This is a genomic window from Nocardia sp. CY41 (genome assembly GCF_009829325.1).
In the GTDB taxonomy this organism is placed as follows: domain Bacteria; phylum Actinomycetota; class Actinomycetes; order Mycobacteriales; family Mycobacteriaceae; genus Nocardia.
Genome location: NZ_VUOS01000012.1, coordinates 204,077 through 223,989 on the forward strand (window position 1 = coordinate 204,077; position 19,913 = coordinate 223,989).

A 19,913-nucleotide genomic window follows, 5' to 3' on the forward strand; every position below is an offset into this window, starting at 1 on the left:
CAGCCGCACAGCATTCGGCGAGATCTGGCCGTCTTGAGCCTGCTGATTCTGTTCGCCGTGCTGACCGTCGCCGTGCTGTTGCTGCCCGGCTCGATTCACTGATTCCGCTTTCCGCCGTGCCGGCGCGCGCTGCCGTGGGGGGCCCGGCGTGACCGCAGCGGCCGTCTTGTTCTCCGAACCGGGTGCCCGGTGGCGTGCGGTGGCCTACGGGCCGATCCTGTGCCTGGCCGTTCTCGTCCTCGAACTCGTCACGGGCGGTGATGTGCACTGGTTCGCCCTGTTGTTCTGTGCCGCGCTGATCGCGGGCTTCGTGGCGCTGCAGGTGGTGGCGGGCAAGCGGCACGTCAGCGTGGAGCTGACTCCGGAGACACTGCGGTCGGGCGCCGAGTCGCTGCCCTTGAGCTCGATCGCGGAGGTCCTTCCCGAGCGGGACGAGGACTCCTGGGACGACGAGGAGTGGGAGTCGGCCAGGGCGCTCGGTGAGCTGACCGGCGTGCCCCGCCGCCGCACCGGCATCGGGTTGCGGCTGGCCGACGGCGGCTTGGTGCAGGCGTGGGCCAGAGACCACAAGGCGCTGCGCACGGCGTTGACCGACGCCGTCCAGCGCAGTTCGGACGGAGTGGACCGTTGAGGCGCTGGATCGTCGCGGTGCTCGTGGAAGTGGATCTGTTCGTGCTCGCCCTGGTCGGGGCGGCGCTGAGCGCGCACGCGGGCGTGCGCACCACCGACTTCGGGCCCTCCGGCGACGCCCCCGGCTTCACCGCCACCCGGTACGCCGGCCCTTGGTGGCTGCTGGCCGCAGTGCTCGTCGCGGTGGCAGGCGTGCTGGCCATCGACGCCGCGGCCCGGCTCGTGCGCGGACTCCGCAGCGCCGAGGCCGGGCGCTGATCGGCGCGAGTCCGCTTGCGGCCGTTTGATCCCGCGGTGCGCGGGAACGCCCAGCATATGAAACCAACTGTCCAGCGAACACTTTTCGGTGCGGTGGCGGCCGGTGTGATCGGCGCGGCCGCGGCCGTACCAGCCACCGCGTCCGCCGAAGCCGTTCCGGGAACGCCTGTTTCGGTGGCACCGGTTTTCGCGGCGACGCCGCCCGCGCCCTTGCTACACGCGCTGCCCACGCCGTTGGCGTGCCTGGTGACCACCGGGTTCGCCAAGTTCTGCCTCGGTCTGACGTAGCCACGGATTGCCTGCGAACCGCTGCGGACGGCGCGCGAACGCGTTACCGTGCAACCGCGCGCCGTCGGGCGCAGGATGTCGCCGACCGCGCGCTTTGGCTGGAATGACCCTGGGGCAGTTAGTATTTCGGCCGTAGTTCGGAATGTGTCGATGAAGGATAGTGTTCGATGAACCGGTTCGCCGTGAAGATCTGTGCCGCGTTTGCCGTGGCCGCCGCCCTCGGGATGGGAACCGCGCCCGCGGGCGCGACCCCGGGATTGCCGTTGGAGGATGCGAGCCCGGTCGACGCGCCGATCCTGGTGCCGGATTCCGGTTCCGCGGGCCCCTACAACGGGTTCATGTGCGTCCTGCACACCATGTCGGCGCAGGTTCCCTGCATGTACGCCTGATCTCCAGGCCCGCGCCCGGTCAGTTCCAGTGCTGGTAGACGTCCAGCACGCGGCCGTTCCGGGTACCGGGCGCGTTCAGGTAGACGGTGACCGTCCCATCCGGATGGCCCGCGGCCTCGAGCACCACTTGGCGCAGCGTCGCGTGCACCGCGCCGCGGTCGTCGCGATAGATCTCGGAGTCGCTCTTCAGCCCGGCGCCGATCCGGTTGGGCGGGACGAACATGGTGACCACGGCGGGAATCGGGCCGCCGGCCAGCGCGGTGGTCAGCGTGTGGTCCAGCGGGATGGCCAGCCGCGCCTCGTCGAGTTGATCGAGCGGCTGCGCGGCGGCGGACCCGGCGCCGAGTACCGCTGCGGCTCCCGCGACGACCGCGAGCACACTCACGCTGACGATGGCAATCCGCATGCAGACCCTCCCGGATGATGGACGAATGTGAGCTGAGACTACGCACCGGCAACCGTCCAGCGATCGAAATCCGCGCGAACCCCACCTCGGCGTGTTGCCGGGCGGCTGCGGCCTGCATCACTGCACTACACCCTGTCGTCAAACGGATTTTTCGGTGCTGAGAGACTGGAACGCGTGAGTTCTTCTCCGCGCGTGACCAGTGCGACTGTGCCGGTTTCCGCTCACCTCTTCGACCGGGCGAGTTCGGTGATTCCGGGTGGCGTCAACTCCCCGGTGCGGGCATTTCGATCCGTCGGCGGCACACCGCGATTCATCGCATCGGCCGACGGCTGCACACTCGTCGACGCCGACGGCAACGAGTACGTGGACCTGGTCTGCTCCTGGGGGCCGATGATCCTCGGTCACGCGCATCCCGCGGTCGTCGAGGCGGTGCGCCGCGCGGCGAGCGGCGGCCTGTCCTTCGGCGCGCCGACCGAGGCCGAGATCGAGCTCGCCGAGGAGATCGTGCGCCGGGTCGCGCCGGTGGAGCGGGTACGGCTGGTGAACTCCGGCACCGAGGCCACCATGAGCGCGGTCCGGCTGGCCCGCGGCTACACCGGGCGCACCAAGATCATCAAGTTCGCCGGTTGCTATCACGGCCATGTCGACGCCCTGCTCGCGGACGCGGGCTCCGGTGTCGCCACGCTCGGACTGCCCACCTCCCCTGGCGTCACGGGCGCGCAGGCGGCCGACACCCTCGTGCTGCCCTACAACGACCTCGACGCCGTCGCCGCCGCGTTCGCCGCGAACCCCGGCGACATCGCTTGCGTGATCACCGAGGCGGCGGCGGGCAACATGGGCGCGGTCGCGCCGATGCCCGGATTCAACGCGGGCCTGCGCGCACTGACCACCGAGCACGGGGCGCTGCTCGTCATGGACGAGGTGATGACCGGTTTCCGGGTCAGCAGCGCGGGCTGGTTCGGCCGGGAAGGCGTCGCGGGCGACCTCTACACCTTCGGCAAGGTGATGAGCGGCGGCCTGCCCGCGGCCGCGTTCGGCGGACGCGCCGAGATCATGAACCACCTCGCGCCGCTCGGGCCGGTCTACCAGGCCGGGACGCTGTCCGGTAACCCGGTGGCGGTGGCCGCGGGCCTGGCCACACTGCGGGCGGCCGACGAGGCGGTCTATGCCGCGCTGGATCGCAACGCCCAACGGCTCGGCGAACTGTTCTCCTCGGCGCTGACCGCCGCGGGGGTCGGGCACCAGGTTCAGTTCGCGGGCAATATGGTGAGCGTGTTCTTCGCCGAATGCCCGGTCACCGACTACGCCGCCGCCAAGGCGAGCGAGACCTGGCGCTACCCAGCGTTCTTCCACGCCCTGCTCGACGGTGGCGTGTACGCGCCGCCGAGCGCGTTCGAAGCGTGGTTCGTCTCCGCGGCGCTCGACGAGGACGCGTTCGACCGTATCGCTGCCGCCCTGCCCGCCGCCGCGCACGCGGCGGCGGCCGCCACCCCCGAAGGATCCCGCGCGTGACCTCCGACCTCGATCAGCCCGATGCCGACCGGCGCGAGCCGGCCCAGCCGTCCGCCGAGCCGGACGTGACCGCGACGAACGGCGCGGCCGCTGTCGCGTCGGTCATCGACCAGCTCGCCGAGGCGACCGTGATCGACGCGGGCGAGCACTTCGCCGCCGCGAGCGCCGCCAGGACCGCTACCACCGACGCCGTCGCGTCCAGTCTGGTCGACGCGGGCGCTCACTTCGCGGCGGCCGCCGGCGCGCAGGCCCGCAAGAACGACGAGGCCGCCCCCACCGAGAACGAGACCGCCGCGCCCGACCCGGTCGAGCGCGCCGACAGCAGGGCCGGCGCCGAGCGGGTGCACGACGGCGGCACGGCTCCCGTCGAGACGATCGTGCACGTGCTGCGGCACGGCGAGGTGCACAACCCCAACGGCATCCTCTACGGCCGCCTGCCCGGCTTCAGCCTTTCGGTGGCGGGGCGCGCGCAGGCCGCCGCGGTCGCGCGCACCCTGGCCGATCACGACATCGCGTTGGTCATCGCGTCGCCGTTGCAGCGCGCCCAGGAGACCGCCGAGCCGATCGCCGCGCAGCACGACGTCATCGTGCGCACCGACGAGAACCTCATCGAGGCGGGCAACACCTTCGAGGGCCTGCGCGTCTCGGTCGGCGACGGCGCGCTGCGCAAGCCGCGGCACTGGTGGAAGCTGCGCGATCCCTTCACCCCGTCCTGGGGCGAGCCCTATCTGCAGATCGCGCACCGCATGCTGGCGGCGGTGAACAAAGCCAGGGTCGAAGCGGCCGGGCGGGAGGCGGTGCTGGTCTCCCACCAGCTACCGGTGTGGACGCTGCGGCGGTTCCTGCAGGGGCAGCGCCTCTGGCACGATCCGCGCCACCGGCAGTGCTCGCTCGCGTCGCTGACCTCGCTGGTCTACCACGGCGACACGCTCGTCGACATCGTCTACTCCGAGCCCGCGGGCGGTTCGGACCCCTCGGTCCACGGCGCATGATGCACCGCACCGCGTTCTCCTTCCCGCCCTCGGCGCGCGCCGGGCGGGTGCTGCCGGTTCTGCTCGCGTGCGTGGCGCTGATCGCCGCGCTCGCGGGTTGTTCGACCGGTTCGGACGCGGTGGCCACGGGCGGCACCTTCGAATTCGTCTCGCCCGGCGGCAAGACCGACATCCGCTACGACCCGCCCGCCGCGCGCGGGACCATCGGCAAATTAGCGGGTCCCGATCTGATGACGGCGGGCAAGACCACGTCGGTCGAGGACTACGCGGGCAAGGTCGTGGTACTCAACCTGTGGGGGCAGTGGTGCGGTCCGTGTCGCGCCGAGGCGCCCGCCCTGGAGCAGGTCTACGAGGCGACGAAGGACAAAGGCGTCGCCTTCCTGGGGATCAACGTCCGCGATCCGCAACAGGACAAGGCCCAAGATTTCGTGGTCGACAACAAGGTCGGCTACCCGTCCATCTACGACCCGTCGATGCGCACGCTCTTGGCGCTCGGCGGGAATTTCCCAACCAGTGTCATCCCCACCACTCTCGTCCTCGACCGGCAACACCGGGTCGCCGCGGTCTTCCTGCGGTCCCTGCTCGCCGAGGATCTGCAGCCAGTGGTCGAAAGTATCGCCGCGGAGGAACAACAGTGAATCGCGACCGTCGTACCCGCCACCTGCGCGCCTGTCGGCCACGGCAGGGCGCCCGACGCATCGGCGGCGGATGGGCCGTCGACGACCGGTGGGCGGGCATCGCCACCGTGCCGCGCAGCGTCGCGGCGGAGTCCCTGCTGGACTTCGCCGTGTTCGAGGAACCCCAGGCCACCGAGCGGACGGTGGCGCCGCGCCGCGGGGCCGGACGAGCGCCGGAGGATACGCGGGAGGACTCGGTGTGACCTTCGCGCGCACCGCGCCGCGTACCGGGGAGGACCTGTGATGGTGCTCGCCGGAGTCGGTGATTCGTTCCAGCAGACGGCGGCTTCCGGGCCGCTGCTGCTGGCGCTCGGCGCGTGCCTGCTCGCGGGTCTGGTGTCGTTCGCCTCGCCTTGCGTGGTGCCGCTCGTGCCGGGATACCTTTCCTACCTGGCCGGACTGGTCGGCGCCGAGGCCCCGCCCGCCACCGTCGCGGAGGCCACCGGGACCCGGCGCGCGACCGTGGCCGCGGCGCCGCGACTGCGCTCAGGACGGATGCGCGTCGCCGGCGCGGCGGGCTTGTTCGTCGCCGGTTTCACGGTGGTCTTCGTGCTCGCGACCGCGACCGTGTTCGGCGTCATCCAGACCCTCAACGTCAATCGGGAGCTGCTGCAACGCATCGGCGGCGTGGTGACGATCCTGATGGGCCTGGTCTTCATCGGCCTGGTGCCCGCGTTGCAGCGCGACACCCGCATGGAACCGCGCAGGCTCACCAGCCTCATGGGCGCACCGCTGCTGGGCGGGGTGTTCGCGCTCGGCTGGACACCGTGTCTGGGACCGACGCTGTCCGGTGTCATGGCGGTAGCCGCGGGCACCGACGGGACGACGGCGGTGCGCGGGGTCGCGCTGATCGTCGCCTACTGTCTGGGGCTCGGTCTGCCGTTCGTCGTGCTCGCGTTCGGGTCGGCGAGCGCGTTGCGGGGCGTGGGCTGGTTGCGCCGTAATTCCCGCACCATCCAGATCATCGGGGGCATGTTGCTCGTCGCGGTCGGCGCGGCGCTGGTCACCGGGGCGTGGGACCAGTTCGTCGCCTGGGTGCGCGACGCGTTCGTCTCCGAGGTGACCTTGCCGATATGACCGTGACCGATCACACTGCGATCGAAAGCCCCGAACAGCCGCCGCGCCAATCCGTCGCTGGACGGGCGTGGGCGTTGCTGCGCAATACCTGGCGCGGGCTCACCAGCATGCGCACCGCCCTGGTGCTGCTGTTCCTGCTCGCGCTGGCGGCGATTCCGGGGGCGCTGCTGCCGCAGCGCAACCTCAACGAGCAGAAGGTCGAACAGTACATCGCCGACCGGCCCACGCTCGGTCCGTGGATGGACCGTTTCGAGCTGTTCGACGTGTTCTCCAGTTTCTGGTTCACGGCCGTCTATGTGCTGCTGTTCATCTCGCTGGTCGGTTGCATCCTGCCGCGCACGTTCGATCACTACCGCGCGCTGCGCACCCCGCCGGTGCGCGCGCCGCGCAACCTGACCAGGCTGCCGCATCACTATTCGGGGCGGGTCGAGCGCTCGCCGCAGGAGCTGATCGATCACGCCCGCGCCCAGCTGCGCGGATGGCGCAGCGAGGTTCGCCCCGGCCCCCGCGAGGGGGAACTGGCGCTGTCGGCGGAGAAGGGCTACACCCGCGAGCTCGGCAACCTGGTGTTCCATCTCGCGCTGGTCGGACTGCTGATCGCCATCGCCGCCGGCAAGCTGTTCGGCTACGAGGGCAGCGTCATCGTTCTGGCGAACAACGGCCCCGGCTTCTGCACCACCTCGCCCGCGGTGTTCGACTCGTTCAAGGCGGGCAACGTCAACGACGGCACCGGCATGACCCCGCTCTGCGTGCGGGTGAAGGATTTCCGAGCCGACTACCTGACCAACGGGCAGGCCGAGATGTTCACCGCGAACCTCGCCTACCAGGCGGGCGACGACCTGCGGACGAACACTTGGCGCGACACTCAGGTGCAGGTCAACCACCCGCTGCGCGTGGCAGGTGACCGGCTCTACCTGCAAGGGCACGGCTACGCTCCGACCTTCACCGTCACCTTCCCGAACGGTCAGACCCGCACCGAGTCCATCCAGTGGCGTCCCGACGACGCCTCGACGTTCCTGTCCAGCGGCGTGCTGCGAATCGACCCGCCCGGCGGTATGTACGCGACCGACGAGGAGCGCCGCAAGAACCAGATCGCGATCGAAGGGCTGTTCGCGCCCACGGCGCTGTTCCACGGATCCTTGCTGAGTTCGGCGTTTCCCGCGATGAACGATCCCGCCGTCGCGGTCGACGTCTACCGCGGGGACACCGGCCTGGACACCGGGAAGCCGCAGTCGTTGTTCGCCCTGGATCCCGAGCAGGTCAAGCAGGGCCGGCTGACCAAGGAGGCCAGGGTCAATCTCCGTCCCGGTGAATCGACCACGCTGCCGAACGGCACCAGGGTCACCTTCGACGGCGCGCAGGAGTTCGTGAACCTTCAGGTGTCGCACGACCCCGCACAGCAGTGGGTGCTGGTCAGCGCGCTGCTGATGATGGCGGGCCTGCTGGTGTCGCTGCTGATCAAGCGTCGCAGGATCTGGGTGCGGGTCTACCCGGCCGAGGACACAGCCGGTACCGTTGACCAACGACGCACTGTAGTAGAGATGGGCGGGCTCGCCCGGACCGACCAGGCGGGCTGGGGCGGCGAGTTCGATCGGCTGCGCGCCCGCCTGCTCGACCAGCCCGCCGAGACCACGGGAGAGTGACGATGCCGATCGACGAGACCATCGCCAGGTACAGCGATTTCGCCTTCAAGACGGCGATCGTGGTGTACGCGCTGGTGCTGGTGCTGCTGATCTGGCAGTACGCGACGGCCCGCAGCCGCCAGGTCAGCGAGCGCGAACTGGTGACCGTGGGCGGCGGATCGACACCGCAGGGGCCCGGCCGGATCGTCGAGCCCGCGCGGCGGCCGCTGTCGGAGCGGCTGGGGAACATGGCGTTCTCGGTGCTGATGGTCGCCATCGCGCTCCATGTCGGCGCGATCGTCCTGCGCGGTTTCGCGACCCACCGTTTCCCGCTGGGCAACATGTACGAGTTCGTCACCATGGCCACGGCCGCCGCCGTGCTGGTCGGGCTCCTGCTGCTGCGGGAGCAGCGCTACCGCGCCATGTGGGCGTTCCTGCTTGTTCCGGTGCTGATCCTGCTGTTCCTCGCGGGGACGGTGCTCTACGCCGACGCCGCGCCCGTAGTGCCCGCGTTGAAGTCGTTCTGGCTGCCGGTGCACGTCACCATCGTCAGCGTCGGCAGCGGCGTGTTCTTGTTCGCGGGTGTGGCGAGCATGCTGTTCCTCTACCGCCTGCGTCAGCCGGACGGTCAGGAGTCGGACAACGTCCTCGGCGCCATCGCCCGCCGCCTGCCCGACGCCCGCACCCTGGACCGCCTGGCCTACAAGGCCACCATCATCGGCTTCCCGCTGTTCGGCGCGGGCGTCATCCTCGGCGCCATCTGGGCCGAGGCCGCCTGGGGTCGTTTCTGGGGCTGGGACCCGAAGGAAACCTGCTCCTTCATCGCCTGGGTCCTCTACGCCGCCTACCTGCACGCCCGCGCCACCTCCGGCTGGCGCGACACCAAGGCCGCCTGGATCAACATCGCCGCCTTCGTCGCGATGCTGTTCAACTTGTTCATCATCAACATGGTGATCAGCGGGTTGCACTCGTATGCGGGGTTGAACTAAGGCGGCGTAGCGGTCCGCACCGGCCATTACCATTGCGGCATGTCGGTGCCACATATTGAGCGGCCGGAACTTCCCAAGTCGATGACTTGGGAGGAGTTGGAGCGACTTCCTGAGGAGATCGCGCAGCAGATCGAGTTGTGGGATGGTCATGTGGTCTGGATGCGCCGCGGTCCGGCCGAGCATCAGACCTTCTCCAACCGGCTTTGGGCCACGCTCGAGCGCTGTGCGCGGAAGTACATGTCGCAGAAGCCCGAAGAATGTTGGCGCGTCACTACCGAGACGAACGTCTTCCTGGGTCACACCGGCAAGTCCAACTTCCTGACACCGGACTTCCTGGTCCACCGCTGTCTCGGTTCCGCCTATCAGGATGTGCGCGGCAGTGACGTCGTCCTGGTCGGCGAGGTTCTGTCGCCCGGCAACTCGCAGACGGACATCGAAGCCAAGAAAGGACGCTACGCCAGCGCGGGCATCCCGTGGTACTGGGAAGTGACGCTGGCCCGTGAGGTCAGCGCGATCGCCACCGTCCGCGCTTATGGTCTCGATATCGGCCATGCGCAGCTGCCGGACGGGGTCCACCCACTGCGCGCGGCCAACTACATCCTCGCCGCCGAGTGGACCGACGAGAACCCGGGTGGAATCGAGTTCGACTTCCCGTTCCCGATCAGCATTCCGTGGACCGAACTCGAATACTGACGTCTGCGTCAGCCGTCATCATCGGTACGTAGTCCCGGTTGCCCGGACCGGGGCTCAGAATGGCGGATCAGCCGATTCATGCGGCCCGCCAGTGTGCGGGCCGCGCGTCGGCGCCTTGTTCGGTCACATGATCCCCGGCCCGATGAGCCGGGAGTGAGGTCGGTGGGGAGGACCCGAATCGAGGTTGCTGTGGCCGCCCGGGGCCGGGCTGTCCTGCGGGACGCATACCAGGTTGGGCCCGGAACAGGTGGTTACGGTGGCGTCCTGACCGGCCTGGGCCACTCCTGCGGTCACCACGCCGCTGCCGAGTAGGGCGGGTATCGCGGCGATCGCCAAAGCGCGGGTTGATCGATGCCTGCGGTGGGTCGAGCGCTGGTCCGTCGTCATGCGGGCTCCTTCGTGTTCGTGTCGCGGGACGATCCCGCTGTCGAGGTGACGCGGTAAAGCCTCATCGACGCCGGATCCCGCCGAAAGGACACCAAGGGTGCCCGGCAGTGCACCCGTGCGGTACGCCGATTCCGCCAAGGTGGGGTTGCGGCCCAGATCCTCCGCCGGTTTGTCAGCGGCCTCCTTGGGGAACGCGAAGCCCGTCACGGTCTCGTCGAGGGAGAACGCCACGTAGACGATTTGCTCGACGCGGAACTTCAGCCTGCCGGTTCCGCCGGCTCGGGATGCCTCCCAGCCGGGCGGTTACAGGGCGAGCATGGCGGCAGCGACCTGGTCGGCCGCCGCTGGGCGCAGAGCGGTGCCCATGTCGTCGAGGACGAGCAGTCGCGCGCCGGGGATTTCGGCGGCGAGGACTTCACCGTTGCCGACCGGGAAGAACGGGTCGGCGCGACCGTGCACCACGAGCGTGGGCACGTCGAGTTCCCCGAGCCGCTCCCGCCAGCGTGGGGCGCAGTCGATCCGGGAGAACACCATCCCGAGCTGGTTCGCCTGGTGCACTGCGGGATCGCTCGACGGTGTCCGGTCCCAGATTCGGGCCGCCGTCGTCCGTGCCTGGCTGCGGATCGTTGCCCATCGGCTCGGCGCCCTCGGCGGCGAACGCCGCGACAGCATTTCGGTCGGTCCAGTCCGGCCGTGGGCGGGAGAACAGCGCGCCGATGACCGCGCTGTCGTGGTCGGGCAGGTCCTCGTCGACCGGGCCCGGCGCCACCGGCCGGGTGCCGACGAGGGTCAGTGCGGAGAACATGTCCGGGTGTTCCAGCGCGGCGACCTGAGCGACCATCCCGCCGACGCCGACCCCACCGAGGTGGGCGGTCCCGGCGCCGAGCACCTCGACCAGCGCGGCCGCGTCGGCGGCGAGATCGCGCAGGTTGTATCCCGGGTTCTCCGGGTCGAGGGTCGTCGACGCGCCGGAGTCACGCAGGTCGTAGCGGACCACGCGCCGCCCGCCCGAGGCGAGCCGCTCGCACAGCGCGTCGGGCCAGGACAACATTGTCGTGCCACCGACCAGCAGGATCAGCGGATCGTCCTCGCGGCCGAAGCTCTCGATGCCGAGATCGACACCGTTTGCCCGCACCGACGTCATGCCCAACCGAAACGGCCCCATGCCTGAACTCCTGTCTGCCGGTGTCTCCAGAGGTGTTGACGACAGGTTCACCCCAAAGTCATCGGTGCAGCCGAGATCGCGTCCACACTCCCGCAATCGCCACGAACCCGACAACAGCGGGTTGTCCCGACTGAATGCTCGCGGTATGCCATATCGCCACAACTGGCCGCTCGCGGGGAGTCGCAACTGGCCGTACTCGGGGAACTGCCGGTGGCCGCTGACACCGGTTGGACACCGACAACCCGCGACAGCCGAATCCGGCATCCCCCACGTTCCCGGCTACAGCCCTACGTGAAACCGTGGAAGGTCACGCCCGTTCGGCCCGAACAGGCAGGGCTTCTAGAGGGTGTTCGAGGAGTCACCGACGGCCACTCGGTGACGTCGAATCGAACCAGAAGTTCTGATCACACTCGATGATCAGACGGTCCGGGATGTCCCGGCCCTGCCGCCCCCATCCAGGCGCGCGGGTCCACGACGGCATCACAGTAGTCGGCGGCGTCGTAGAGGACCGGCCGGCGGGCGAGGTCGCCGGTGCGGGCCAGCGGCGCCAATTCCCAGCACATCCGCAGGACTTCGCTTACGCCATCGCGAGGCCCTGCGGTGTTCTACACCGGTTCGGCCCAGAATCCAGCCCTATCGATCACGATGACGCATGGCTGGTTCAGCACCCCCACCTTGTAAACGGCCTCGCTGAGGTGGGTCGACATCAGAACCATCCACGTCTTCCACGGCGTGCTCTCGCCGGTCGGTGTTCCAGCTTTCGCTGCGAGGCGCGCGTAGTAGTCGCGGAGTTCCTGGTCGCTGAACCGGAACTCGACGGTGGGAACCACCGGCGATTCGCCTACAGCCGTGAGTAGCAGCCGACCTGCGCTGTCGCGGCCGATCCGGTATCCCCACTCGTTACCGGCACGAATCACCGAATCGGTGAGTTCATCCAGATCGGGATCAGACTTTTCCACCACAGGCTCCTCCCGGGTAGGCGGTGATGACCTTGCCTTTCTCGTGCACGATCACGGTGGGCTGAACCGTCTTGGCTATCGCTCCCGTGGCACGGTTGACGAGATAAATCTGCCCCGTGTAACAGTACTTGCCGCTCCCAACCGAGCCATGCCAGTCGGGTGCGTCGTGAGCTTTGGCGATAGCCATGTCGGTGATGTCCCTCCAATTGCGACCTTCGATTCCCGCGAGGCCTTCCCACTCGCTCATGTGCCTCTGCTGGATGTGCCGATAACCTGATTCTTCGTCCCCACACAGCAGTTCCCAGTCGCCGAAGGTTGTGACGACCTTGTCCGCAGGCGAGCTGATTCCGCACGCTCCCCAAGGGAATGACGCTCGAGCCGGTGGGCTTTGGATCGCCCCACCGATCAGGCTGAACACCACTGCTGCGGCGACTATCAATGCATGTGTCTTCATCTCAACCCCCACGTAGTCGCACCGGACCGGTGCCCATCTGAAACGTCGTTGCTTCTCCAGTGATGGCGGGTCAGCGCCCGAGACGGCTCCATCGCCTCAGCGGGTGGCGCAACATCCTGACTGCCAACTTCATTGCTTTCCAACATGCTTTGACGCATCCGCCACGGTTTCGGTTCCCTGGGTTCCCCGAGTGACTCGGTCGCTTCTCTGGCCCAGTCGGCGGACACCGCCTGGCCTGTTCAGGATTCGAGGTAGAGCCGTTCATTCGGGAGGCGGGGGAGGCCGGTGGGGTTGCCGGGGAGGACGGTTACCGCGCCGGGGCGGTGGCGGGCGTTCCAGTCCTGGATGAACACCAGTGCGGCGGCCAGGCACGCGGCGAAGTCCATTCGCTGGTCGTGCAGGTAGACCGAAAGGTGGACGTGGGGTTCTTCTGGGTGCGGAGATTGGGCGAGACCGGTCATGAGGCTGTCAACGGGTTCGTTGGTGGCGGGATCGATCCGCGAGCAGGCACGCGCGCACCGCTTCCACCACCAGCCGCCCCGACGGTCGGTAGGTGTCGCGGGGCGCTTCGAGCCATGCGCGATACGCGGTGTCGCTGTCGGCCGGGGAAGGGAGTGCGATCAACCCGCCGTCGCGGATCACCTTCACTCGATCCCGGAACAGGCCCGCGAAGACTCGAGGGTCGTCGGGCAGATCAGGTCGCACCAGAAAGGTCCAGGTCCGGGAATGCGGGTGCGTGATGATCGGGCCGAGGCCATAGCCGCCGCTTTGTAAGCGGTCCGTCACTGCCCGGCCCAACGGCTCGGGTACCGATACAGCCCAGACCATCGAACCCGCCCGCATCACGATCCGGCCGCGGGTTTCGGGATCTACCTCGGCTGGGAGCTGACAGACCAGCTTGTAGAAAGCGCACCGCCCGTTCGGTGTGGTCGGATCGAAACCGCTTATGCCCGCTGCGCTCATCCCTGCACCTCTGCGTCTTCGGCGCCGCCGGGCACTGTCGTCGGGTACAGCGCGCGGCCGAGCATCACGTGCTCCGGCATGATCACGCTGCACACCCATGAACTCGGCCGGGACCGACCCGCCCAGATGCGCCATCCCAGGGACGATCACCGCACCCGCGCGGACCACGTGCACCATCTCGAGCACGTTCGCTGCCGTGACCAGCGGCGCAGTGTCCGGCGCAACCACGTACACGGCAACCAGCGTGTACCTGTGGCGACGTGCCGGCATCGCAACCGTGGCTTGATCACCGGCCGCGTCGGCACCCGGGACCGCCATGCACCGCAGCCCGATAGCCAGTGCGCCGTCCGTATGTGCCAACGCGCCGGGCAACGGTATCGACTCGTCTTTCAAATACGCTGTGATCCGTTGCAATTCGGCGATCCCCGCCGAATAGAACCCCTGCCGACTGCTCGCATCCATCCCCTGCGCCTCCCTGCAATCCGATTGGAAAGCACCCGACGCCGAGGGCATCGACCCCACCAGCGGCCATTACCGCCCTCGCGGCCGAGAGGAAATCGGCCCGCTCACCCCGGCGTCGGGGCCGGTGACAGCGTCACAGTCCGAGAAGCCCCGCAACAATGGCACTCTCGGTGAGTGGCCCGATGAAGTGCCATCGGGCCATCGAAACTTGTTGTAAAGCTTAGTATTCGAGGTGAATCAAATCGGCGAGGGACCGCATCTCCGGGGTAAGGGTGCGTCGTCTGGAGATGATCCGGCCGAGTAGTTCCTTCGCGTACCGCTGTTCGATCAACCACGGGCGCGCCTCGCGGGACAGCTGGACCAGGACGTCGAACGCGGTGTCGTAGCTTCGAAGTTCGATGTGTGCCGCGGCGACATCGAGCAGGTGTCTGTTGCGGTTGTCGGACGTCGGCCGCAACCCTGGCGGCACCTGTCGGGCCAGTCGTAACGCGAGGTCGGAACGGTCGTCCACGATGGCGTTCTCGACCCGCTTCATGGCGACCGTGGCGGGCCCGAATGTCGTCCAGTATTGGTGATAGCTTCCCGAATCACGTTTCAGCGCTGCCGCTGCCGCGTTGGCGAGCCGCATCATGTCGTCCGCCTCATCCGGCCGGTTGTCTCGTATTGCCGCCGCTGAGCCGCGCAAGAGTAACCACCCCCAGGTCGACAGTTCTCGAGTTGTGGCCACGGACAGGCGCGGCTCGATCCGATCTGCCCACGACGCGGCCAAGGTGCGGACTTGGCCGAACTGTCGTTCCACAAGTAGGAGCCAGCACAGAGTGATCACCGCCGACGCTGCGTCGAGCACGTTCCCGGTCGATTCCGCATCCCGCAGCGACTGATCGAGCGCGGTTTTCGCGGATTGGAGTTGCCGCGTCTGGACCATCACCGACCCGGCCAGTTGCAGAATCCGGGATCGCATGAGCGGCGACGCGGCGCGCCCGTCGAGTATCAGGTGGGGAAGCAGTCGGCTCAACTGGTCGTACTCGTTGTGGTGGTAGAGCTTCACCGCGGTGACAAGTGACTCGTTCATGCTCCGTTCTGGAGGCGTTTCGGCCGCTTGTCCATCTGCGATCGAAAGGAGAGCCCGCCGCGTGGGAAGCCAGGCTTCTCCGTTTTCGGTCTCGGGGCGGTAGGGGTCCGGACCGAGAAGCGCAGACAGCGGGCAACTCATCGCCACGGCCAGTCGTCGAAGTGTCTGCACGCGAGTGTCGTCGCGCTCGCCCTGTTCGATCTTGCGAATCAGTGATAGCGATACCCCTGAACTCAGTGCGAGTTCACGTTGCGTCAGACCGCTCCGCTTGCGAACCGATCGCAAGCGTTCCCCGAGATCTGTGCTCATGGCCCGAGGCTACGGGAGCTCTCAGTTCTCGTCAGGCCGTGTCGGCATGAATTGTGCGGGTGATCGAAGCGAGGCGAATCGCGAGCGGACGCGCCGAGTCGCCGTCGGCACCTGTCCCGATGTCATGCCCTGACCCGGGGCTGGCGAAGCCCTGCGTGGAGATCCGCCTGCGGGAAAGACCACCTCGGCGGTCCGCTCGAGACGTGGCCGAACGATTCGCCTCATCGGGATGACTCGGGCGGATTCCTTGCGTTTCCGCTCGCTGTCCGGCGTGTCGCTAAAGGTTTGCCCGCTGCGTCCGATTTGAATGCAGGCTGGCTGATCGACGAATGCCGCCAACTACCCGTGGAGGTCGAGGCCGTGATCAGGCAGGTTCTTTCCGCCGACAGCAGGCGCGGTGGTGTCCGGGTCCTCGGCTGTCTGGTACTCGGGCTGCTTCTCGCGGCCAAAGCAACCGCGGAACCGCTGTACCCACGGCCCGATCCGGACCCGTTCTACGCCGCCCCGGCGGATCTTGCGGCACACCGACCAGGAGATGTGCTCGGTGTGCGCGCGCTGCCGCCCTTGGCGATGTTTCCCGGCTCGACCGTCACGCTCGTCAAATTCCGGTCCAGCAACTCGCATGGAGCGCCGATCGCGGCGACGACGACGGTGCTCACCCCCTTCGGCCGTCGGTCCGACGGGCCACTGCTGTCGTATCAGCACTTCATCAATGCGCTCGGCACCGGCTGCGCGGTGTCGCACAAGCTGTACGGCGACGACCTGAATCTGAACGTGACCACGCCGATCTTGAACGTGGCGCTGGCGCAGGGCTGGGCCGTCGCGCTGCCGGATCAACTCGGACCGCAGTTCGCGCTGGGGGCCGCTCGCCTGGGTGGCCAGATCGTTCTGGACGGCATCAGAGCGGTGCAGCGCCTGCCCGCGCTCGCCGCGCAGCACAGCGCGACGGTCATGGCGGGTTACTCCGGCGGCGGTCTGGCCGCCGCATGGGCGGCCGCGCTACAGCCGACGTACGCGCCGGAGTTGCAGCTCGCGGGCGCCGCCATCGGCGGCGTCCCGATGAACTTGGTGACGATGGCGGAGGCGCTGGGTCTGGATCCGCACCCCTCGTTCGGGTTGGCCATGGCGGCGGCGATCGGACTGGAGCGGGAGTATCCGGACCGGCTGCCGATCAGCTCATATCTCACCCCGCGCGGGCGCGAGGTCGCTGACGCCATGGCCAACAGTTGCAGCAACGAGATTCTCACCGCGGGTATCAATGGCAGCGCTCGGGAGTACGTCACCGACACCTCGATCTTCGACAGCCGCCAAGCACGCTCGGTGGTGGAGGAGAACAGTCTGGAACTCTACGGCGGGGTACCGGACACGCCGATCTTCGAATGGCATTCGCCGGAAGACCGGCAGATTGCGGTCGAGGCCATCGAGAACACCGTCCGCCGCTGGTGCGCGGCGGGGGTGCGAGTGCAGACACTGCGGGTCCCCGCGATCGAACAGCTGCCGGAAGCCGAGCCGCTGTCCGGAGCCGAGCATCTGACCACAGCGGTACTGGGTGCGCCGGCCGCGATGATGTGGCTCGGCGCGCGGGTTCGCGGCGAGCCCGCGCCCAGCAACTGCTGACGAGGCGGGCGGGTGGACATCAGTGCGGGCGCGGTCACCGCAACTTGGCGACAACCGTGAACCTACTACGCGGAGGAGGGACGCACTTGCTGTGTTGCGAGATGATTACCAGCACCGCAGGAGCGACCAGTGGGACGCGGTGCCGTCGGGGGACGCGAGCGCGGCGGCCTGACAAGACGCATGCCTCCGATTATTTGGCGGAATAGTAGGGTATTTATTAACGCGCTTGCGCCGAAAGATCGAATACGACCGTTTCAGATTGTGTCGCACAAATATGCGAGACCGTCTTGGTGCGCGATGCGAGTAAGACGCAGATCAGCATTCCGCCGAAATATGGACCGCCGGAATCGATAACACTTCGAGTTCCGCTGTCTTAAGGGACACGCGACTTCGCATGTCTGCTAAAGAGCTGCTCTGGGTGGCTACGCCGCGGACGGCCGACGCGGAGGACGGCCGAGCGATGTTCCTACAGCCGGGCTACGCAGACGACGAAATGTCGCTGGCCGTAGACGATTCCGCTGTCGGCCGAGCCGCAGGCGTTCACGTCGACGGTGTTCTGCTTGATGTCGATCACGCGGACGGCGCCCGGGGTGTGGGCTGCGCAGTCGAGACGCTTGGGGCTGCCGGGCGTGAGTTCCATGCAGCCGCCGACGACCCAGTCGATGTCCAGGCACAGCGCGGCCTGCGCCGCTCCGTGCAGGGTCTCGTTGTAGGTGTGGTCGGCGTCGGTGGGGCAGGTGGCGTTGGCCGGGGCCTTCTCGACGACCTTGTAGACCGAGTTCGGGCTGCCACAAGCGGTTTTGTCGATCGCGCCTGCGCCGCCGAACTGCACGCAGTCGCCGATGTTCACCTGCAGGCTGGTCGCGCTCTTGTTCGACGCGCCACGTAACGCCGACGTGGTCGGCAGTGCCTCCGTGGTGGTCGGCAGCGGCTCCTCGGTGGTCGTCGGTGGCGCGGAGGTGGTTGCCGCGTTGTCGGCCTGAGCGGCAGCCTTGGCCGGCTCGTCGGCGGGGCCGGACATCGATAGCGCGGCGACGACCACGAGAGTGGCCGCCAGCCCGGTCCCGACCATGAAGGCGGCCAGGGTGATACCGGCGCGGACACGTTGGCGCGACACGTACGTCCTCCAGAGCTCTGAACCCTTCGAACCCACCTAGCGACCCGAAGTTGTGAATCTTGCGGATTGAAGACCACGCCATGCTTACACTACGCGGCACGTCCGCGTCGAGTTTTGCTTCCCAAGGGGAGCGAACCGTCCTGGGAATTCACTCGTGTCCGGCATCCGGGGCAGCAGTGATCACGATCGGATAACGAACTTCGTGATCATGTGTGCCGGCCGCCAGGTCTGGAAACAAGTCACGGGCGCTGTACAGTCACACGCCATCCGGCCTCCGGAGCCGGGTGTCTCGGTGAGAAGGAATTCCAGAATGAAGTTCGGCACTATTGCCGCCATTACGCTCGGTGCGGTTGCCGCAGTGGGCATCACAGCGGGGGCCGCGAACGCGAAACCCATAGAACCGGAGCGGGAGACCACGACAGCGGGCGTCGAGCAGGGCGTCGACTACCGCACCACGGTTTCGCGCGAGACCGGGGCCATCACGACCGCCGTCGAGCACGGCACCTTCGCGGTGGCCGACGACGGCACCAAGATCAAACTGACCTCCGATACCGGAGCCGTGGTGGCGGAAGTGCCGCTGACTTTCCAGGTTTCCGGTAGCAAGCTCTCGGTCGCGCACGAAATCAGCGACGGCGGACGGCGTCTCGCGCTGACGCCGACGGCCGGCGCCAAGGAGATCGGCGAGATGCAGCCGATCAGCTCGATGAACCGCCTCATCGCCGAGCTGAACCAGAACGTCGTCGGCGTGGTCGCGGGCGCGCTGCTCGGTGGACTGCTCGGGGCCCTGATCGGTCTGGGCTTCTTCAGCATCATCACCGGCCCGATCGGTCTGGTCGTCGGTGCGATCGCGGGCGGAGCCATCCAGGGCGGGCAGCCGTTCATGGACGCGCTGATGGCGGTCGTCAACGGCGAACCCTGATCGGGACCGCACGGATCGGATGCGGCAGGCGCACCGCAGCGCGCCTGCCGTACCCGGACCGGCTTGCCGATCGCCGTGGCCGCCGGACGGGAGCTCGGTCAGGCCGCCACGGCTGCGGCGCGGGAGCGAAGAGAACGCGCGAACGCCCGATGCCGCTGGACGCGTGCTATCGCGCGGGTGACGCGAAACGATCAGCGCTCGGTGGAACCGGACTCGCCGTCGCGGTGCTGGCGAGATAGTCGCCAGAGGAACTCCGGGTCGTCGTCGGGTCCGATGACGCGCTTGCGCTGTGGTGAACGCGTCTGCGGGGCAGTGGGTCCAGTCCGCTCGGGGCCGAACGCCTTCCAGCACAACACCGCTATCGCCACCACCGCGATGAGTGCCAACAAGTACGTCACGTCGCTCACCTCCTGGTTACGAGGGTAGCCGCGGACGTGACTCCCGCACACCGTAGACGCAGAAAATGGTCTGCGGGCGAGCGCGGACCCGAGCACGACGGGCCCGCGCGCCCTGCGATCAGCGTGCGGTCGCCTCGGTGGTCAGCGACTTGAGCAGCTGGAGTACTTCCGATTCGCGGAACCGGCGATGTCCGCCCGGTGTGCGCAGCGACCCGAGGCGCCCGGCGTGGGCCCAGCGCGTCACGGTCTTGGGGTCGACGTGGAACAGGGCAGCAACCTGGCCCGGAGTCAGCAGGGTGTCCTGGCCGCCGACGGTGATCGCAGTCATAGCAAACCTCTCCGTTCTCGACAGTTCCCTCATCAGATGGCGCCATCGTCGCACTGAAACCCCTAGGTACTCGAACCACCTACAGTTGGTAAAGGGGAGGTAATAGACAAAACGGATGCGCGCCCCACCCCCGGCTGTTGGGCGTGCACCGGGGGCGGGCAACAGCTTCGCATAGGCTGAGGGATGTGCGTGACGCAACTCCACCAAAAGGTGCTTCCGGACAGCAAACG

At 68.0% G+C, this 19,913-nt stretch carries 24 protein-coding genes and 2 pseudogenes; 14 read left to right on the top strand and 12 right to left on the bottom strand.

Annotated features, from left to right (window positions below):
- Window positions 1–148 precede the first annotated feature (148 nt).
- The 4 genes from GVY64_RS14715 (at window position 149) to GVY64_RS14730 (ending at window position 1,565) form a co-directional block, all read left to right on the top strand.
- Window positions 149–631 carry a hypothetical protein gene (locus GVY64_RS14715; protein ID WP_159841632.1) on the top strand — a complete coding sequence of 161 codons (483 nt, stop codon included), beginning with the start codon at window positions 149–151 and terminating at the stop codon, window positions 629–631.
- Window positions 628–888, top strand: coding sequence for a hypothetical protein (locus GVY64_RS14720; RefSeq protein ID WP_159841634.1), 261 nt, complete (start codon window positions 628–630; stop codon window positions 886–888). The genes GVY64_RS14715 and GVY64_RS14720 overlap by 4 nt, the downstream gene beginning before the upstream one ends.
- A 57-nt stretch (window positions 889–945) precedes the next feature.
- Window positions 946–1,176 (top strand): hypothetical protein, encoded by a 231-nt coding sequence (locus GVY64_RS14725; RefSeq protein WP_159841636.1) that lies wholly within the window; start codon window positions 946–948, stop codon window positions 1,174–1,176.
- Between the two features lie 167 nt (window positions 1,177–1,343).
- A complete protein-coding gene (locus GVY64_RS14730) occupies window positions 1,344–1,565 on the top strand; it encodes a hypothetical protein (RefSeq protein WP_159841638.1) in 222 nt (73 codons plus the stop codon).
- A 19-nt stretch (window positions 1,566–1,584) separates the two neighbouring features.
- On the opposite strand, the gene GVY64_RS14735 is transcribed toward GVY64_RS14730, so the two are convergent.
- Window positions 1,585–1,971 carry a hypothetical protein gene (locus GVY64_RS14735; RefSeq protein WP_159841640.1) on the bottom strand — a complete coding sequence of 129 codons (387 nt, stop codon included), beginning with the start codon at window positions 1,969–1,971 and terminating at the stop codon, window positions 1,585–1,587.
- A 192-nt stretch (window positions 1,972–2,163) separates the two neighbouring features.
- Here GVY64_RS14735 and hemL point away from each other — a divergent pair, with 192 nt between their 5' ends.
- The 8 genes from hemL to GVY64_RS14775 all read left to right on the top strand — a co-directional run bounded on the left by hemL (window position 2,164) and on the right by GVY64_RS14775 (window position 9,533).
- The gene (gene hemL / locus GVY64_RS14740) at window positions 2,164–3,483 is read left to right on the top strand and encodes a glutamate-1-semialdehyde 2,1-aminomutase (RefSeq protein ID WP_442939585.1); all 1,320 of its coding nucleotides are present in this window, start codon (window positions 2,164–2,166) and stop codon (window positions 3,481–3,483) included.
- Window positions 3,484–3,824: 341 nt separating this feature from the next.
- Window positions 3,825–4,475 carry a histidine phosphatase family protein gene (locus tag GVY64_RS14745; RefSeq protein ID WP_159841798.1) on the top strand — a complete coding sequence of 217 codons (651 nt, stop codon included), beginning with the start codon at window positions 3,825–3,827 and terminating at the stop codon, window positions 4,473–4,475.
- The gene (locus tag GVY64_RS14750) at window positions 4,472–5,113 is read left to right on the top strand and encodes a TlpA disulfide reductase family protein (protein ID WP_159841644.1); all 642 of its coding nucleotides are present in this window, start codon (window positions 4,472–4,474) and stop codon (window positions 5,111–5,113) included. Before GVY64_RS14745 ends, GVY64_RS14750 begins: the two co-directional genes overlap by 4 nt.
- Window positions 5,110–5,355 (top strand): hypothetical protein, encoded by a 246-nt coding sequence (locus GVY64_RS14755; RefSeq protein ID WP_159841646.1) that lies wholly within the window; start codon window positions 5,110–5,112, stop codon window positions 5,353–5,355. The genes GVY64_RS14750 and GVY64_RS14755 overlap by 4 nt, the downstream gene beginning before the upstream one ends.
- A gap of 40 nt (window positions 5,356–5,395) precedes the next feature.
- On the top strand, window positions 5,396–6,229 hold the full coding sequence (locus GVY64_RS14760; RefSeq protein ID WP_159841648.1) for a cytochrome c biogenesis CcdA family protein: 834 nt from the start codon (window positions 5,396–5,398) through the stop codon (window positions 6,227–6,229).
- A complete protein-coding gene (gene resB / locus GVY64_RS14765; RefSeq protein ID WP_159841650.1) occupies window positions 6,226–7,872 on the top strand; it encodes a cytochrome c biogenesis protein ResB in 1,647 nt (548 codons plus the stop codon). Before GVY64_RS14760 ends, resB begins: the two co-directional genes overlap by 4 nt.
- A gap of 2 nt (window positions 7,873–7,874) precedes the next feature.
- Window positions 7,875–8,840 carry a c-type cytochrome biogenesis protein CcsB gene (ccsB, locus tag GVY64_RS14770; RefSeq protein WP_159841652.1) on the top strand — a complete coding sequence of 322 codons (966 nt, stop codon included), beginning with the start codon at window positions 7,875–7,877 and terminating at the stop codon, window positions 8,838–8,840.
- 39 nt (window positions 8,841–8,879) lie between these two features.
- Window positions 8,880–9,533: a Uma2 family endonuclease gene (locus tag GVY64_RS14775; RefSeq protein ID WP_159841654.1), complete on the top strand. Its 654-nt coding sequence runs from the start codon at window positions 8,880–8,882 to the stop codon at window positions 9,531–9,533.
- 123 nt (window positions 9,534–9,656) lie between these two features.
- On the opposite strand, the gene GVY64_RS14780 is transcribed toward GVY64_RS14775, so the two are convergent.
- From GVY64_RS14780 to GVY64_RS39110, 8 genes and pseudogenes are all read right to left on the bottom strand, one after another.
- Window positions 9,657–10,151 (bottom strand): hypothetical protein, encoded by a 495-nt coding sequence (locus tag GVY64_RS14780; RefSeq protein ID WP_159841656.1) that lies wholly within the window; start codon window positions 10,149–10,151, stop codon window positions 9,657–9,659.
- A gap of 72 nt (window positions 10,152–10,223) precedes the next feature.
- A pseudogene (locus GVY64_RS14785) lies at window positions 10,224–11,064 on the bottom strand (alpha/beta fold hydrolase).
- Between the two features lie 626 nt (window positions 11,065–11,690).
- A complete protein-coding gene (locus GVY64_RS14790; RefSeq protein ID WP_159841658.1) occupies window positions 11,691–12,044 on the bottom strand; it encodes a hypothetical protein in 354 nt (117 codons plus the stop codon).
- Complete coding sequence (locus tag GVY64_RS14795) at window positions 12,031–12,498, bottom strand: hypothetical protein (protein WP_159841660.1); 468 nt, start codon at window positions 12,496–12,498, stop codon at window positions 12,031–12,033. Before GVY64_RS14795 ends, GVY64_RS14790 begins: the two co-directional genes overlap by 14 nt.
- A gap of 239 nt (window positions 12,499–12,737) precedes the next feature.
- Window positions 12,738–12,959, bottom strand: a complete 222-nt coding sequence (locus GVY64_RS14800; protein WP_159841662.1) for a hypothetical protein — start codon at window positions 12,957–12,959, stop codon at window positions 12,738–12,740.
- 7 nt (window positions 12,960–12,966) lie between these two features.
- On the bottom strand, window positions 12,967–13,461 hold the full coding sequence (locus GVY64_RS14805) for a DNA-directed RNA polymerase subunit beta (protein WP_159841664.1): 495 nt from the start codon (window positions 13,459–13,461) through the stop codon (window positions 12,967–12,969).
- A 682-nt stretch (window positions 13,462–14,143) separates the two neighbouring features.
- Window positions 14,144–14,995 (bottom strand): hypothetical protein, encoded by an 852-nt coding sequence (locus GVY64_RS14810; protein ID WP_236566837.1) that lies wholly within the window; start codon window positions 14,993–14,995, stop codon window positions 14,144–14,146.
- A gap of 135 nt (window positions 14,996–15,130) precedes the next feature.
- Window positions 15,131–15,304: pseudogene (locus tag GVY64_RS39110) on the bottom strand (helix-turn-helix transcriptional regulator); the annotation flags it as partial.
- A gap of 360 nt (window positions 15,305–15,664) precedes the next feature.
- On the opposite strand from GVY64_RS39110, the gene GVY64_RS14815 reads away from it, so the two are divergent.
- A complete protein-coding gene (locus GVY64_RS14815) occupies window positions 15,665–16,921 on the top strand; it encodes a lipase family protein (RefSeq protein ID WP_236566838.1) in 1,257 nt (418 codons plus the stop codon).
- Between the two features lie 466 nt (window positions 16,922–17,387).
- Here GVY64_RS14815 and lppU read toward each other — a convergent pair whose 3' ends face one another.
- Window positions 17,388–18,038 (bottom strand): LppU family putative lipoprotein, encoded by a 651-nt coding sequence (lppU, locus tag GVY64_RS14820; RefSeq protein ID WP_159841668.1) that lies wholly within the window; start codon window positions 18,036–18,038, stop codon window positions 17,388–17,390.
- 310 nt (window positions 18,039–18,348) lie between these two features.
- Between lppU and GVY64_RS14825 the strand changes: the two genes are divergently transcribed.
- Window positions 18,349–18,957 (top strand): hypothetical protein, encoded by a 609-nt coding sequence (locus GVY64_RS14825; RefSeq protein ID WP_159841670.1) that lies wholly within the window; start codon window positions 18,349–18,351, stop codon window positions 18,955–18,957.
- A 191-nt stretch (window positions 18,958–19,148) separates the two neighbouring features.
- Here GVY64_RS14825 and GVY64_RS14830 read toward each other — a convergent pair whose 3' ends face one another.
- Window positions 19,149–19,355 carry a hypothetical protein gene (locus tag GVY64_RS14830; protein ID WP_084488442.1) on the bottom strand — a complete coding sequence of 69 codons (207 nt, stop codon included), beginning with the start codon at window positions 19,353–19,355 and terminating at the stop codon, window positions 19,149–19,151.
- 118 nt (window positions 19,356–19,473) lie between these two features.
- Window positions 19,474–19,683, bottom strand: a complete 210-nt coding sequence (locus GVY64_RS14835; RefSeq protein ID WP_040783886.1) for a BldC family transcriptional regulator — start codon at window positions 19,681–19,683, stop codon at window positions 19,474–19,476.
- Window positions 19,684–19,913: the final 230 nt, after the last annotated feature.